10 protein-coding genes and 1 pseudogene are annotated in these 14814 nt (G+C 72.6%); 5 read left to right on the top strand and 6 right to left on the bottom strand.

Annotation, left to right across the window (positions count from 1 at the left end; all coding sequences use genetic code 11):
• Positions 1–302 precede the first annotated feature (302 nt).
• From OG885_RS38640 to OG885_RS38630, 3 genes are read left to right on the top strand one after another with little or no spacing between them, the layout of a single operon-like run.
• Positions 303–497, top strand: a complete 195-nt coding sequence (locus OG885_RS38640) for a hypothetical protein (RefSeq protein WP_399960624.1) — start codon at positions 303–305, stop codon at positions 495–497.
• Positions 494–1117, top strand: coding sequence for a sigma-70 family RNA polymerase sigma factor (locus OG885_RS38635; RefSeq protein WP_405740053.1), 624 nt, complete (start codon positions 494–496; stop codon positions 1115–1117). The genes OG885_RS38640 and OG885_RS38635 overlap by 4 nt, the downstream gene beginning before the upstream one ends.
• Before the next feature lie 7 nt (positions 1118–1124).
• Complete coding sequence (locus OG885_RS38630; RefSeq protein ID WP_405740050.1) at positions 1125–1835, top strand: hypothetical protein; 711 nt, start codon at positions 1125–1127, stop codon at positions 1833–1835.
• Positions 1836–1960: 125 nt separating this feature from the next.
• Here OG885_RS38630 and OG885_RS38625 read toward each other — a convergent pair whose 3' ends face one another.
• The 5 genes from OG885_RS38625 to OG885_RS38605 form a co-directional block, all read right to left on the bottom strand.
• The gene (locus OG885_RS38625) at positions 1961–4897 is read right to left on the bottom strand and encodes a hypothetical protein (RefSeq protein WP_405740048.1); all 2937 of its coding nucleotides are present in this window, start codon (positions 4895–4897) and stop codon (positions 1961–1963) included.
• A gap of 2 nt (positions 4898–4899) precedes the next feature.
• Complete coding sequence (locus OG885_RS38620) at positions 4900–6738, bottom strand: HSP90 family protein (protein ID WP_405740045.1); 1839 nt, start codon at positions 6736–6738, stop codon at positions 4900–4902.
• 72 nt (positions 6739–6810) lie between these two features.
• Positions 6811–7803, bottom strand: a complete 993-nt coding sequence (locus OG885_RS38615; protein WP_405740042.1) for a hypothetical protein — start codon at positions 7801–7803, stop codon at positions 6811–6813.
• 93 nt (positions 7804–7896) lie between these two features.
• Positions 7897–8871, bottom strand: a complete 975-nt coding sequence (locus tag OG885_RS38610) for an Lrp/AsnC family transcriptional regulator (RefSeq protein ID WP_405740039.1) — start codon at positions 8869–8871, stop codon at positions 7897–7899.
• Between the two features lie 213 nt (positions 8872–9084).
• Positions 9085–10677, bottom strand: coding sequence for an MFS transporter (locus tag OG885_RS38605; protein ID WP_405740036.1), 1593 nt, complete (start codon positions 10675–10677; stop codon positions 9085–9087).
• A gap of 403 nt (positions 10678–11080) precedes the next feature.
• Between OG885_RS38605 and OG885_RS38600 the strand changes: the two genes are divergently transcribed.
• Positions 11081–13057, top strand: coding sequence for a nitrate- and nitrite sensing domain-containing protein (locus OG885_RS38600; protein ID WP_405740034.1), 1977 nt, complete (start codon positions 11081–11083; stop codon positions 13055–13057).
• A 242-nt stretch (positions 13058–13299) separates the two neighbouring features.
• On the top strand, positions 13300–14550 hold the full coding sequence (locus OG885_RS38595; protein ID WP_405740031.1) for an MFS transporter: 1251 nt from the start codon (positions 13300–13302) through the stop codon (positions 14548–14550).
• Here the strand turns inward: OG885_RS38595 and OG885_RS38590 are convergent.
• Positions 14547–14780, bottom strand: a pseudogene (locus OG885_RS38590) (LysR family transcriptional regulator); the annotation flags it as partial. The gene OG885_RS38595 and the pseudogene OG885_RS38590 overlap by 4 nt on opposite strands.
• Between the last annotated feature and the right edge of the window lie 34 nt (positions 14781–14814).

Raw genomic sequence — 14814 nt, 5'->3', positions numbered from 1 at the left:
TTTCGTGTTCGCGCAAACCTGACCCTTTTCCTCCCGTTTCTGTGAAACCAGCAGCTCGTCAGGGTGGCGCCAGGGGGCGCGCGGGGTGGCGAAGTGTAGCGCTGTGCGACTGCGAAAAGCGCCGTCCGCGCCCCGCGTGCGGAAAGTTACCTTCCGTTAGAACGATGTGCTGAGAGGCCTGCACGAATCGCTGTGCTCATAGGCTTATCTGTTTCGCAGAGCAACGGTGCTCTAGGTGCCTGCCCGCCCGACGGGGGACGGTGCGGTCACAACACCGCCTGAAACGAAGGAAGACAGCCACTGTGAACTACGTCGACGCCGGCTTCGTGCTGGCCCTCGCCGCCGCGGCGCGCTCATTCGCGCCCGACGTGTGGTTCTTAGTGCGGCGCCTGCTCGGCGCCGGAGTCCGGCTCGGTGCCCTGGTGCTGGCCGAACAGCAGCCCGTTTCCCCCACACCCCCCACCGCGGCCGCCCTTGACGAAGGAGGCCACCGGTGAGCATTCCTCACCCCGACCCCGCAGGACCCGCCATCGACTGCGACATGCCCTGGGTACCACCGGACTTCGAGGCGTTCCAGGCCCGGTACGACCGGGCGTTCCTGGAGTACAGCCGGATCCATCTCGGAGACCCGGCCGCGGCTCGGCGACTCGTGGACGCCACGTTCCTCTACCTGGCCGTCATCTGGCCCCGGCTGCGGGTCATGGCCGACCGCGGCGCGTACGCCTGGGCCCTGTTCAAGCAACGCGTGCACGGCGAGTTGGACGCGCAGGGCCGCAGCCCCGCCCTCACCGAGAACCTGGCCTTCGCCCGTGCCATCAGGGCGGCCACCGAACCGCTGCTGGAGTCGTTCAGGACCTCCTTCCACGCCGAGCACGGTGACGAGTTCGCCGAACTCGAGGAAGGGCTGGGCATCTACCGCCACATGGCACGCCTGAGCGAGCGGCAGTTCGATGTCCTGGTGCTGCGGGACGCGCTCGCGTTCACCACCAGGGACACCGCCCTGATCATGGGGATCAGCGAGGCCACGGTCCGCTCCACCCATCGGACGGCAAAGATCCGCATGGCGTCGGCCATGGGGTACCGCACCGACGACGCCCCCGAGGCAGACAAGGAGTGAGGGGCCTGTGAACCGCACCCCGCGCAGCATCGATGAGGCCTTGCGCCGTGCCCGCGTCTTCGAGGGCGAGTACACCGACGCCGACCTCGAACGATCCCGGCGCACGCTGGCCGGGCAGTTGCACGAGCTGCGCTGGGTGCAGTTCCTGAGCACCGTTCCGGCCGGTTGCGCGCACACGCCTGCGGCCGCGCTGCCCGAGCAGGCCGCCCACGATCTGCGTCTGCTGTGCCGCGGCACCGTCCAGCACCGTGAGGCGTCCGGACACATCCTGGCCTTCGAGAACGACCGCGCTCCGGACGGCGCCCTGACCTTCGCCAGCCTGCTCTACCTGGCCGACGAGGAGGAGGGGGCGCAGTTCTGGTGGCACTACGCCGCCGGATCCGGCAGTGTCACCGCGGCCCTGTGCGTCTACCTGCTGCATCTGCGCCGGGGAGAGATGCGCGACGCCACCCACTGGGCCGGACAGATCCACTGCCTCAACATCCTGGGCTGGGACACCTACACGCCCGTCGACCATCACGCCGCCCTGCCCGCGCCCCCGCCCGTGTCGGCCGCGGCCGTCCGCTACCGGCTGCCGGCCTCCGGGCCGAGGGTGTGCGAGGACGCCCTCAAGGACGCGCTCGACGATCTGCGCACGCCCTGCGCCGGGGCGCTCGGCCCGGTGCCCCAGCCGATCCCCGCCCTCGCCGCCCACTGGGCGGACCTGGTCACCTGTTAGGAGAAGGATCAACGTCCCCGGCAGTCGGCCGAGTCGGCGACGCTTCGTGACGCTGCCGAGGGCCGGATCCGCCGGCTGTCCTTGAGCCCGGTGCCGGGGCAGTCGTTCGCCCCGGCACCGCGGTGTCACGCCTCGTCGCGGAGGCGGGCCGTCAGAGAGGTCAGGGACTCCGTCTCCTCGGTGTGGCCCAGGGCGGTCAGGCGGGCGATCGCCGCGTCGAGGCGGGTGAGGGCGGGGGCGGGGCGTTCCAGGTAGATGCCCTCCACCGCGCCCGCGAGGCGGACGCACTCCGCCCACTCGCCCACGTGGCCGTCTCCCTGTCCCGGCTCGCCGAGCAGGGCGAGCGCCTTGTCGAGGGCGGTCAGGGCGTCCTCGTACTCGCCGGCGTAGGCGTTGACCCGGCCGTGCTCGTAGGCCAGCGCCGGGTCCAGGGAGCGGCCGTGGGCCTCGAACCCGGCGGCGCGGGCCTCGTCGGCGACCCGGCCGGCGTCGGCGAGGAAGGCGCGGGCGTCGGCCAGACCGTCGGGGCCCTGCTGCTGGGCCTGGAGCCGGGCGAGTTCCCGCAGACTGTTGCTGAGCATCTCGAAGCGCGGCGCCTTGGCATGCGCGGCGAGTGCCTGGTCGGCGGCCTCGCGGGCCCGCTCGAACTCGCCGGACTCGCCCAGGAGTACGGCCGTCTCCGCGGCGATCATGGCGTGGCTGCCCGGGTCGTCCTCCCAGCCCGCCGACTCGGCCGCGAGGGCGACGAACTCGGCGGTGGCGGCCTTCAGGTCCTCCCCCGTGTGCAGCGCGCGGGCGCGGGTCAGCCGCAGCTGGGCGGCGAGCCGGTCGTCCAGCTCACCGGCGGCGACGTCCGGTTCGGCCAGCAGCGAGTCGAGCAGGGCGATGCAGTCCTCCACGCGGCCGAGGTCGAGGCTGAGCTGGGCCGCGTTGCTGTAGGTGCAGAACGCGTCGATCCGGTTGCCGCGCCGCAGGTCCACCTCCGCCGAGCGCGTCAGATGCCGCAGTGCCTCGTCGGGTCGGCCCAGGTGCATACAGGCCTCGGCCAGGTCGCCGAGGATCCGGGTGGTGTCGACGACGTCGGCCGGCCAGTCGGCGGCCAGCCGCAGCCCTTCGGTGAGGTCCGTGTACGCCGACTGCGCGTCGTGGAGGCCGAGTTGGAGGCGTCCGCGCAGCCCGAGCGTGCGCGGCAGATGCCAGGCGGGGCCGTCCGTGCGCAGCCGGTCCAGGACGGCGTCGATCTCGGCGACCGCGGTGGGCAGGTCACCGGAGAGGGCGTGGGTGCTGACCCGCAGCACCCGCGCGCCGGAGATCTGTCCGGCGAGGTCGTGCCGGATCGCGAACGTGTGCAGGAGGTCCACCTCGGCGAGGACCGGCGCGATGTGCTCCTCGTCCCCGGACGTCTGCAACCGTACGGCGAGCGCGGTGGCCCGCAGCCGCAGGAGACGTGCCTCCTGGTACGGAGGGAGGTCGGGCGTCTCCTCGTGCAGCCGGACCATGGCGGCGTGGGCCTCGGTGAGCGCGGTGGTCCTCGCCTCGGCGGCGGCCTCGCCCTCCGGGGGGATCTCGGCGGTGGCCAGCAGCGCGCAGGCACGGGAGACCGCGGCGTCGGCCGGCTCACCGGCGTCGTCGTACAGGCCCGCGGCCTCCTCGTGGAGGGCGGCGGCGTCGGCGAACCGGTCCTTGATGCCGGCCCGGTTGGCCTCGTCGGACAGCAGGTCCGCGCGCAGTCGGACGAGCGGGCCGACGGCCGGGTCCTCGGGATGGGTGTAGTCGCGGGCGGCGACGAGCGTGCGCAGCCGGGCCCAGCAGGCCTGGGCGTCCGGGTGTCCCACCTCGTCCAACTCCCGCGCCCGGAGGATGAGTTCGGGCAGCGACTCGGGGACGGCGGGCGCCACGGGGGCGGTGGGCGCCGCGACCGGGGCGGACTGGGCCACCTCGTCCAGCTCCCGCGTACGCAGGGTCAGTTCGAGCTTCTCCAGCAGCGGAGCCCGGTCGAGGCGGGCCCTGCGGCGGTCGGCGTGGGTCGTGGTGGCGTTGCGGGCGTCGAAGCGGGCGGCGAGGTCGTCGGCGCGGCCCTGCACCTCGGCGCGCAGCGCGGCCACGGTCCAGGTGCGTCCCGTGTATCCGGCGGCGGGCAACTCGCCGTGGCCGAGGGCCTCGACGCGCTGGAGCAGGACCTCCACGCCGGTGAGGAAGCCGAGCTGGTCCAGCGGGGAGTCGACCTCGTCGAAGAGGTTCCGGTTCTCGGCGAGCAGTTCGAGGCCGCGGGCCTCGTTGCCGGTGAGGGCGCAGAACTCCAGGTGCCGGCCGACCTCTTCGGACATCGAGGGGTTGCGGCGGCAGGCGCGATAGCCGGTGAGGTGCAGATCGCGGGCCCGGTCGATGTCGCCGGTGCGCAGCAACGGAAGCAGCGCGTACGAGGCGGAGCGGGCGGGCTCCTCCTTGCAGGACTCCTTGCCGGCGAGGACCGGCTCGAAGACGCGCAGGGCCCCCTCGTCGTCGCCCGCCCTGAGGTGGTGCCGGGCGCGCTGGCAGGTCTCGCAGGCCTCGCAGTCGCTGAGCCGGGTGCGGGTGCGGGCCGCCCACAGGTCGTAGGCGAGGGCGGTGTCCTCGCCGACGTGCGCCGCGAGTTGGTACGCCTGTCCGTAGTACGGCTGGAGGCCGAGGTCGGCCTTCTCGTACCGGTCGCGCATCTCCGTCAGCCACTGGCGCAGGCTGGCCAGTGGTATCTCGGGCAGCTGGCGCAGGGCGTGGGCCACCCATTTGAACCGCCAGAACAGCTGGTGGCGCAGGCGCTCGTCGAAGACGTCGGGCTGCTCGTCGAAGAGGGTGAGCAGGCGCGCGAAGACGACCGGGGACTTGCGGGGTTCGGAGCCGTAGGTGTACGCCTCGTGGAGTTCGAGGAGGGCGTCGATGAGCGGGACGGGCTCCGCGAACTGCTCGGCGGCGTCGACGAGTTCCTCTGCGGTGACGGTGCGGGTGCGGCCGTAGGGGCGCCGGTCGTTCTCCTTGAGCGCCTGGTACAGCTCGTCGGTGCTCTGGGGGTGAGGTGTCGTCATCGTCAGCTGTCCTTGCGGAGGGCGTGGGCGAGGAGGTCGAGGAAGGAGCGGTTGATGAGGCTCGACTCGGCGGGCCTGAGCGGGCGCCGGGACAGCATGGCGGCCTGGCCGTAGAGGGCTTCGGCGCTGGTGCGGGCCAGTTCGGGCTCGTCGATGGTGACGGCGGTGCGGACCAGCGGGTTGAGCTGGTTGAGGATCAGCTGGGCCCGGGGTGCCTCCTGGCGCAGGGCGCCGAGGATGTCGCCCCACAGGCCGCCCTCCTGCTCGCGGGCGAGCTGGGAGCGGGTGCGTTCGTGCCGGGCCTCGCGGCTGTCGACGAGCAGGGCGGGGGCGGAGGCGGGCTGGAAGGTGCGCAGGGCGACGTCGCAGTCGAAGACCGCGAGGGCGTCGCGGGCCTGGGCGAGATAGGCCGCGGCGGCGAGTTCCGTCTCCCGGTCGACGGGGTCGAGGTGGGCGGTGAGGGTCGCCGGGTCGAGGTCGGCGACGGTGACCTCGGGCCTGATCTCGGGGAGCCGGTGGACCAGTTGGCGGTCGTAGGTGTAGCCGCCGTTGACGACACCGAGTCCGGCGGCGGAGGCGATGGCCGCGACCTGGCGGAACTCCTCGACGCTGGACGTCACGAGGACGGTGCGGTGGGTGCGGGCGAACTCGTCGAGGGTGCAGTGGCCTGCGGTGGTCTCGAAGGGCAGCCAGGGCAGCAGCATCCGCAGGATCTCGTCGTCGTGCACGGCGAGCGACTTCACGGCCAGGTGGTGGGCCTGGAGGAAGCGGCCCAGCAGTTCGGGGTCGCTGGCGGCGGCCCGGGCGATCCAGGCGCGCAGCCGCTCGGCGAGGGCGTCGCGGACGGCGGCGAGGGTGTCGTCCTCGTAGAGCGCCTCGCGGGACGCGGTGGGCCGCAGGCTCTCGGCGTCGACGACACAGCGCACGAAGAACGCCCACTCGGGCAGGATCTCCTCGGCCTGCTCGGACAGCAGCATGCCCTTGACGTGCACCCGGTGGCCATGACGCCGCCCGGCGGGCACCGCTTCGGGCAGCACGCAGGCGATGCCCTTGAGACCGACGGCGGGCAGGTCGAGTTCGATGGTGTCCAGCGGTGCGAACCCGAAGACCTCCTCGCCGTACGCGGCCAGCGCGCGGGAGCGGGCGCCCGGGGTGGGGTACGTGCGCGACCAGGGCGCGGGCTCGGAGTTCACCGGCACGCCCCCGCCCGCCGAGCCGTCGTCGAACGTCACCGGGTGCCGCAGCAGGGAGCCGAAGTGGCGGGCCAGCGCGTGCACTTGGGCGGGGCGGGTCCATTCGCCCGCGTCGGCGCGCGGCGTCAGCGTGACCGTCGTACCCGGCCGGGGGCGGGCGGCGGCGGGCAGCGTACGGACGGTGTAGCTGCCGTCGCCGCGTCCGCGCCATTCGACGGCGGGGGCGTCGGGGGTGCGGGCTGAGCGGCTGACGACGTGGATCTCGTCGGCGACCAGGAAGCAGGAGAGCAGGCCGATGCCGAACTGGCCGATGAAGTCCGCGCGTTGCTCGGCGACCTGCTCGGCGCGCTTGCTGCTGCGGCCGATCGTGGCGAGGAAGGTGTGCACGTCGGCCTCGGTGAGACCGACGCCGTCGTCCTCGACGCGTACGGTCGCGCCGTCCGCGTACAGACGGATGCCGAAGTCGCCGCCGGGCTCGACGGCGTGCCGCGCGGTGAGCGCGTCGACCGCGTTCTGCAGGAGTTCGCGCAGATAGACGCGGGGGCTGGAGTAGAGGTGGTGGGAGAGGAGGTCCACCAGGCCGCGCAGGTCGACCTGGAAGGTGCGGTCGGTGGCGGCGTGGTCGGCGGTGTTGTCACGCAGGGGCATGGATCAGTCCGGGGTGAGGGGAACGACGGAGGTGGACGGCGGCCGCGGGCCGTGGGCCGTGGGGCCGTCGGCTCAGAAGGCCTTGCGGAGGCGTGTGTACGCCTTCTGCGGGTCCGACATGAAGACCCAGGGCCACTCGGTGTACACGCCCTCCAGCTCGCGGAAGACATTGGAAGCCGTGCTGCTGCCCGCCAGCGCGAGGGCCATGGCGAAGATGTTGTAGTCGCCCTGCCAGCCCAGGCGCCGTTCATACGCGTGGTGCAGGATGCTGCGCTCCGCTGCCTCTCTCAACTCGGTCCGGATCCGCGGGTGCTGGAGGCAGTCCCGGTTGTCGGACTCCACCCACTCCTCGATGCGTGCCATGGCGACGGCACAGCCGAGCCGGTGCCCGTCGGGTGCGGCGGCGAAGGCCTTCTGGGCGAACTCCAGGGCCTGGCCCGGCTCTCCGCCCCAGCGGGGCTGGAGGTGCGACACCCATTCCAGGTGGATGTCCACGTCCAGCGGGTCGCGGCGGAGTCCCGCCGCGAGCCGGGCCTCCTGGACGTTGTCGTCGAGGGACATGCCGCGTCCGGAGGTGAGCAGTTGGCGCCACGGAGTGACCCAGTCGGGGCGCAGCTCGACGGCTTCGAGGAGGTGCTCCTCGGCGATGCGCAGTCGCTCGTAGAACGTCTGCCACTGCTCGCGGGTGACGTCCGCCGCCCGGGCGGACGTACGGGCGTCCCAGCCCCAGGAGATGTGGCGCGCGCCCGAGATCAGCAGGGCGGTCGCCCGAAGCTCCTTGTCGGCCTTGTCCTCGTCGGCGGCCCGGACGATCCACTCCTCCACGCCGTCCACCCCGGACAGTTGCCCCAGGACCGACTGCTCGCGGCCGAGGTCGAACGGGCCGAGGGCCGTCTTGACGGCCGCCCAGTCACCCGACTCGGCCGCCTCCACGAGCGCGAGCACCCGTGTGTCGCCCAGCGCGCGCAGCGCGTAGACCCCGCCCTTGCGCCGACGCGGGGCGGGCAGGGCGTGCGTGTCCGCCCCTGGTCTCTCCGCGCCCCTGCCCAACAGCCTGCCCAACATGCCGCGCCCTCCCCTGGCCCCGCGTGATCGTTCGGTGCAGCATAAACGGCACCACCGACAGCGCTTCCACAGGGTTTTCACCCGCGCCGCACGTCACCGGGTCGGTTCGTACGTCAACTCCTTGACCCGGCGCAGCGTCAGGGTCGTCTCGACGGTCTGGACGCCCTTGAGGGCTCCGATGCGTTCGCTGAGGTAGCGGTAGAGCTCGCCGCCGTCGCGGGTGACGACGGAGGCGACCAGGTTGGCCTGGCCGGTGGTCGCGGCGGCGAAGCCGACCTCGCGGTGCGCGGCGAGCGCCTCTCCGACGTCGGCGAGGGCGGAGGGGGCGACGGTCAGCCAGAGCATCGCGCCGGTGCCGAGGCCGAGGGCGGCGCTGTCGTACTGCACGTCGAAGTAGAGGGTGCCCGAGGAACGCAGCCGTTCCACGCGGCGCTTGACGACGGACTCCGACTGGCCGGTGGCGGCCTGGAGTTCGTTGAGGCCGGCGCGTCCGTCGCGCCGCAGCAGGACCACCAACGCCTCGTCCTCCGCGTCGAGTTGTACGGCGGACTCGGCCGCCTCGGGACGCGGCGGACACAGCGCCGCCTCCTCGTCCGTGGTGAGCGCCCCGGCCTTGTTGAGCAGGCCGAACGGGCCGCCGTAGAACATGTGGAGCAGACAGTGGGCGCTGACGGAGGTGACGCGCGGGGTGCGGTGGAGGCGGCCGAAGAGGAGTTCGTCGCGTTCCTGCCGACTGCGCGGCTTCATCGCGCACAGGACCTCGGTGCCGCCGGAGATGAGGTCGATGTAGGTGGTGTCGGAGCGGCGGGCCAGGGCGCCCGCGAGTTGTTCAGCCGCGTCGGGTGTGCAGCGCAGCCGGACGATCCAGCCGGTGCGGCCGAGCCGGCCCTCGTCGAGCATGCCGATCACCCGAAGCCCGGCGGTGGTACGCAGCCGTCGGAAGCGGCGGGCGACGGTCTGGTCGGACACCCCGAGCACCTCACCGATCCGGCTGAACGGCGCCCGCCCGTCGAGTTGCAGGGCCTGCATCAGCTTCAGGTCGAGTGCATCGGGAAGCTGAGCGTCCACGGCGTCCTTCCGATCGGTTGCGGTGCGGGCTTCCACCCGGTCGCGGGGCCCGGGATCATCCTGCGCGATCCCGGGCCCCTGCGGCGCGCCGTACCCGTCCCCACGGATGCCGCACCACTACCGAACCGACGTCCGCTCGACGCGCACGGCCCGGTACGCCGGGCACCATCCCGCCGAACGAGACGGCGTCGCCCGGGTTCGGGGACTAGCCCGTCACCCCGTCAGCGACGGGGTCTCGGCCGTCTCCGGGCTGTGTCCGGCCACCTTGGTCGTCGTCGTGTGGCCTGGGCGTCGTAGCAGCAGCATTCCTACGACGGCTGCGAGCAGCGTCAGGATCGCGGCGACGGCGAGGCAGAGCTGGAGGCCGTCGAGGAAGGCGTCGGACAGGGCGGCCAGGGCGCGGGGCGTGTCCGCGCCGAGGTTCATTCCGGCGACGGCGCCTATGCCGTCGTGGTCGGCGACCTCGACGACCTGCCGTGCGGTCGCTCCGGTGAGGCCGGCGTCGGTGAGGTGGCCGGGCAGGGCGTCGACGGCCTTGGCCGACAGCAGCGCGCCGAGGATCGCGGGGCCGAGCGCGCCGCCGACCTGGCGGAAGGCGTTGTTGCCGGCGGCGGCCATGCCCGCCTTGTGGAACGGCACCGAGCTGACCGCGGTGGCGGTCATCGGGGTGATGACGAAGGCCAGTCCGAGGCCGAGCAGGGCCAGCCGCCAGGCCAGTGATCCGAAGGAGGTGTGAACGTCGATGTCGGTGAGGGAGAGCAGGGCGGCGGAGGTGACGAGGAGGCCGCCGGGGATGAGGAGCCGCGGCGAGACCCGGTGGACCAGGCGGCCGACGGGGGCGCCGAGCGCGAGCGGGACCACCGTGACCGTCAGCAGCCGCCAGGCCGCGTCGAGGGTGGACAGCTGCTGGACCATGCCGAAGTAGAGGCTCAGGGCGAAGAAGAACCCGATCAGGCCGAGGAAGCTGATCATGGCGATCAGCGTGGTGGCGGTGAAGGCCGGGCTGCGGAACAGGGAGAGGTCGAGCATGGGGTCGGCGCTGGAGCGTTCCACCAGGACGAAGGCGACGGCTCCGACCGCGGCGGTCGACAGGGCGACCATCACCTTGGGGGCGGTGAAGGACGTGGCGCCGCCTTCGATGATCCCGTAGACGAGGGCGGTGATGGCCAGTGCGGCGGTGGTCTGGCCCGGCCAGTCCAGTCGGCGCGAGCCCGGTGCGCGGGAGTCGGTCAGCAGCCGGGCCGCGCAGACGGCCGCGAGGAGCGAGGCCGGTACGGGCAGCAGATAGATCCAGCGCCAGCCGAAGTGGTCGAGGACGACACCGGCGATGAGCGGGCCCATGGCGAGGGCTGCGGTGAGCGCGGTGGCCCACAGGCCGATGAACTTGCCACGTTCGCGCGGATCGGGCACCGCGTGGCTGATGAGGGCGAGGGTGGTGGGCAGCAGGGCCGCCGAGCCCAGGCCTGCCAGGGCCTGTCCGGCCCAGACGAGCTCGATGTTCTGTGCGCACAGCGCGACCAGGGCGCCGAGGCCGCTGAGGGCGAGGCCCGCCTGGTAGACCTTCTTGCGGCCGTGGGCGTCACCGAAGACCCCGGCGGTCAGGATGAGCGCGGCCATGGGCAGGACGAACGCGTCGGAGACCCAGGAGAGCTGGGCGGTGGAGGCGTCGAGGGCCCGCTGGATGGCGGGCAGGCTGACGGAGACGGTGGTCACCGGCAGATAGGCGACGAACACACCGACGCAGGCCATGACGAGCGTGGCGGCCCGTCGTTCCTGCGGTGCGTGTGCCGTGGTCGTGGCGTTCACGAGGGACTCTTCCTGAGGGCGCGCGGGGGTTACCGGGCGCGGGGTGGCTGACGGCGACCACCTTGGGTGCCGCTCACCGCGCCCACCTAGCCAGCGGCCGCCGATCCCCGGAAATCCGACATCAGGTGCCCCTCAGGCGCGGATCCCCGACGTCAGACCCGGTTCGCCGCGAGCCTCCCGCCGACCGCGCCCAGGACGACAGACAGCAGCCGGTCCGCCGCTGACGCCGAGTGGCTGCGCCGACGCTGAACCCTGCGGCCGTCGCCGTCGTAGAAGGGGGCGTGGCAGAGACGACAGCCCCTGTGGACCGGATCCTGCGCCGGTTCGCCTGACCCCACCACGAAAGGCCTTCACGCACGTGAGCTCAGCAAGCCGGGCCCGGTTGTCCATGCGGAACTGGCGCATGGCGAAGCGCCTGTACGTCGTCCTCCTCATCCCGGTGCTCGTCGCGCTGTCCCTCGGGGCCTTCCGGGTGAAGCGCTCCGTGGACACGCTCCAGGACGCCGAGGACGCCGTGCGGGTCGCCCAACTGGTGCAGACGGCCAACAAGTACGCCAGTGACGTCATCGACGAACGGGACGTGTCGGTGGTCCCGCTGCTCCAGGGGAAGCGGTCGGACCCCGCGATCACCAAGGCCCGGGCGATCACCGACCAGGACCGCGAGGACTTCGACGCGGCCGTGGCGAACATGCCGCGCTCGGCCCGTCTGCTCCAGCGGGTCTCGGCGGTCCGCACCGGCGAGAAGGCGCTGACGGAGCTGCGCGAGGACGCCTTCACGGACAAGCTCCCCGGCGTCCAGACGGAGGAGAAGTACCACCTGATCCAGCATCCCCTGATGGAGCTCTCGAACGAACTGGGCTTCGGCAGCAGCAACCAGGCCAGCTTCGGCCGCACCCTGTACGCCATGTCGCTGACCCAGGCCGCCGAGTCGCTGACCCGGGCGATCGGCCAGCGCATCCTGGTCGAGGACCGCGACCGGCTCAAGGACGGTGAACTGGCCCTACAACTGGCCACGTTCCGGTCCTACGCCTACCTCCAGCAGGTCGCGCTCCAGGAGTTCGCCGGCGCCGGGACCACCGAGGACCTGAAGCGGCTCGACCGGGCCATGGCCTCCGCGCGGGAGAAGGGCCGGTCGCTCACGGCCCGGGCGGCGCAGCAGGCCGAGGACGCCGGGAAGCCGTTCGTCGCCCCGCCGACGCTGGCGGAGATGATCGACGAGATCTCGTCCGGCGCCACCGCCGAGCGACTGGCCGCCGACGGCATCACCGCGGAGTCCTACTTCACCGCCTCGACGCTCGCCTTCGACGCCTACCGCAGCGTCGAGGTGCAGCTGACGGACACCGCGCTCACCAAGGCCGAGGGGATCTCCGACGACGCCCGGCGCGACGCGGTCGTCAACTCCTCGGTCGTCGTCGCCGCCGTCGTGCTGGCCTTCGTACTGGCCGCCTGGGTCGCGCGCTCGATGACCGGCAGCATGCGCCGGCTGCGCGGCGCCGCCCTGGACATCGCCCAGACGCAACTGCCCGCGCTGGTGGACAAGTTGTCCCAGCCCCGCCCGCATCCGGTGGACACCCGGGTCGCCCCCATCCCCATCGCCACCCGGGACGAGATCGGCGAGGTCGCCCGGGCCTTCGACCAGGTCCATCGCGAGGCCGTCCAACTCGCCGCCGAGCAGGCCCTGTTGCGCGGCAACATCAGCACCATCTTCACCAGCCTCTCGCGCCGGTCCGAGGCGCTGGTGGAGGGCCAGCTGCATCTGCTGACCGACCTGGAGAAGCACGAGGCCGACCCCGAACAGCTGGAGAACCTGTTCCGTCTGGACCATCTGGCGACGCGCATGCGCCGCAACGGCGAGAACCTGCTCGTGCTCGCCGGGGAGGAGCCCCGGCACCGCTGGGACCAGCCGATGCCGCTGATCGACACGGTGCGGGCCGCGGCGTCCGAGGTCGAGCAGTACGAGCGGATCCAGCTCTCCGGCATCCCGGAGACCCTGGTCCACGCGCGCGCCGCGAGCGATCTCGTGCATCTGCTGGCCGAACTGCTGGAGAACGCGACCACGTTCTCCTCCCCACGCAGTCCGGTACGCGTCACCGCCGCCCAGCTCCCGGACGGCCGTGCCATGGTGGAGATCCACGACGAGGGCGTCGGCCTCACCCCGCAGGACTTCGCCGACCTCAACCGCAAGCTCGCCGACCCGCCCACCGTGGACGCGGCGATCTCCCAGCGCATGGGGCTCTTCGTGGTCGGCCGCCTCGCCGAACGGCACGGCATCCGCGTCCAGTTGCGCCCCGCCCGGGCGGAGTACGGCGCCATCGCGCTGGTCATGCTGCCGTACACCACGCTGGCGGACCAGGGGGCGCCCGCGTACAGCACCTTCTGAGGCGGCCGCGACCACGCCGGCCCATCCACGGGGTGGATGCGCCGGATACGGGATTCGGATCGCGGGAGGGATGGCGGTGAGCGGGCCCGGCCGCCCATAGTCGTCGCTACCCGCACCCCGCTGTCCGTTCCGGCAGCGGCCGGCCACCACGGCCGGTACGTGTGCGGACGCCACCCGCATGCCGTGCGCCGTCGGCGCGTCACCCGGCATGCCCGCTCCCGCGTCCCTCCCTCGGAGTCGCCATGCCCGGTCCCCTGCCCCCGTCCCCCACCGTGGCGGACGACACCGCCGTGTCGCCCGTCGCCGTCTCGGGCCCGGCCCATCTGCTGCGCGTGACGCTGCTCATGGCGGGCAGCTGTCTGCCGATCCTGGGGGCGGTGCTGATCGCCCCGGTGCTGCCGAAGATGCAGGACCACTTCGCGTCCGTGCCCGGCGCGAAGGCGCTGGTGCCGCTGGCGCTGACCGTCCCGGCGCTGGCGCTCGCGCTGCTCGCCCCGTTCGCCGGGGTGATCGTGGACCGGCTGGGCCGCAGACGGCTGCTGATCGTGGCGACCGTCCTGTACGCCGTGTTCGGTACGGCGCCGCTGTGGCTGGAGTCCCTCGGCGCGATCATCGCGAGCCGGGCGCTGGTCGGGGTCGCCGAGGCCGCGATCATGACGTGCTGCACCACGCTCATCGGCGACTACTACAGCGGGCAGCGGCGGGTGAAGTACCTCGCCCTGCAGACCATGTGCGCCTCCGCGTCGGCCACCGTCTTCTTCGTGCTCGGCGGGGCCGCCGGGTCAGCGGGGTGGCGGGTGCCGTTCTGGGTCTACGCGGTGAGCCTGGTGCTGGCGCCCCTGATGGCCTCGGCGCTGCCTTCGACGGGCGGCGAGGCGGTGAGCGTCGTCCAGGACGACCGACGCCCTTTCCCCTGGCGGCAGTTGGGCGGCATCTGCGCGCTCACCTTCTTCGGGGCGATGGTCTTCTACACCGTGCCGGTCGAGATGTCGTACCTGCTCGACGATCTCGGCGTCGAGAACTCCGGTGTGATCGGCCTGGCCACCGCGGTCGCCAGCGCCGCGACGGTGGGTGGGGCGGTGGCCTTCGCGCGGCTGAAGCGTGCGCCCGAGCCACTTCTGCCCGGGGCGCTGGCGGTGTGCGCGGTCGGCTTCGGGGTGATGTCCGTGGCGGGGAACACTCCGGTGCTGGTGGTCGGGGCGGTGATCAACTGCGTCGGCACGGGCATGCTGCTGCCGGCCCTGCTGACGAGTGCGATGTCCCGGCTGGGCTTCGAGGACCGCGGGCGCGGGACGGGGCTGTGGATGGCGGCGTTCTTCGGCGGGGAGTTCGTCTGTCCGCTGGTGCTGTTGGGCGGGGAGGCCGTGGTGGGGAGTCTGACGGGGGCGGTGGGGGTGTTGGGGGTCGCCGCGGGCGGTGTCGCTGTGGGGCTCATGGGTCGCCGTCCGGCTGCGGGCCGTTGTGGCTGGTCGCGCAGTTCCCCGCGCCCCTAGGGAGTCGCGGTCAGCGTCTCTCCGACCTCCTCGGCCTTGCGCCGGAGCCAGATGTGCGCCGCGTCCTGCGCGTGCACCGGGTGCCACCACATCGCCTGGCCCACCGGGACCGCCTCGAAGGGACAGGGCAGGACGCGCACCGCCGCGGAGCGGACCGCCCTGCGGGCCAGGCGTTCCTGGATCATCGCGATCCTGCGGGTGCCCTCGACCATGTGCGGGAGCAGCTGGAAGGCGGGGTGGTCGTCGGCGATCAGGCAGTTCTCG

The sequence above is a fragment of the Streptomyces sp. NBC_00028 genome (genome assembly GCF_045041065.1).
Taxonomy (GTDB): Bacteria; Actinomycetota; Actinomycetes; order Streptomycetales; family Streptomycetaceae; genus Streptomyces.
Note: the sequence above shows the minus strand (reverse complement) of the source record. Positions and strands in the feature narration are given on the sequence as shown.

Coding starts and splice junctions, on each gene's coding strand:
- OG885_RS38620 (WP_405740045.1), bottom strand. CDS start 6,738: ATGCCCCTGCGTGACAACACCGCCGACCACGCCGCCACCGACCGCACC.
- OG885_RS38615 (WP_405740042.1), bottom strand. CDS start 7,803: ATGTTGGGCAGGCTGTTGGGCAGGGGCGCGGAGAGACCAGGGGCGGAC.
- OG885_RS38625 (WP_405740048.1), bottom strand. CDS start 4,897: ATGACGACACCTCACCCCCAGAGCACCGACGAGCTGTACCAGGCGCTC.
- OG885_RS38600 (WP_405740034.1), top strand. CDS start 11,081: ATGGCGAAGCGCCTGTACGTCGTCCTCCTCATCCCGGTGCTCGTCGCG.
- OG885_RS38595 (WP_405740031.1), top strand. CDS start 13,300: ATGCCCGGTCCCCTGCCCCCGTCCCCCACCGTGGCGGACGACACCGCC.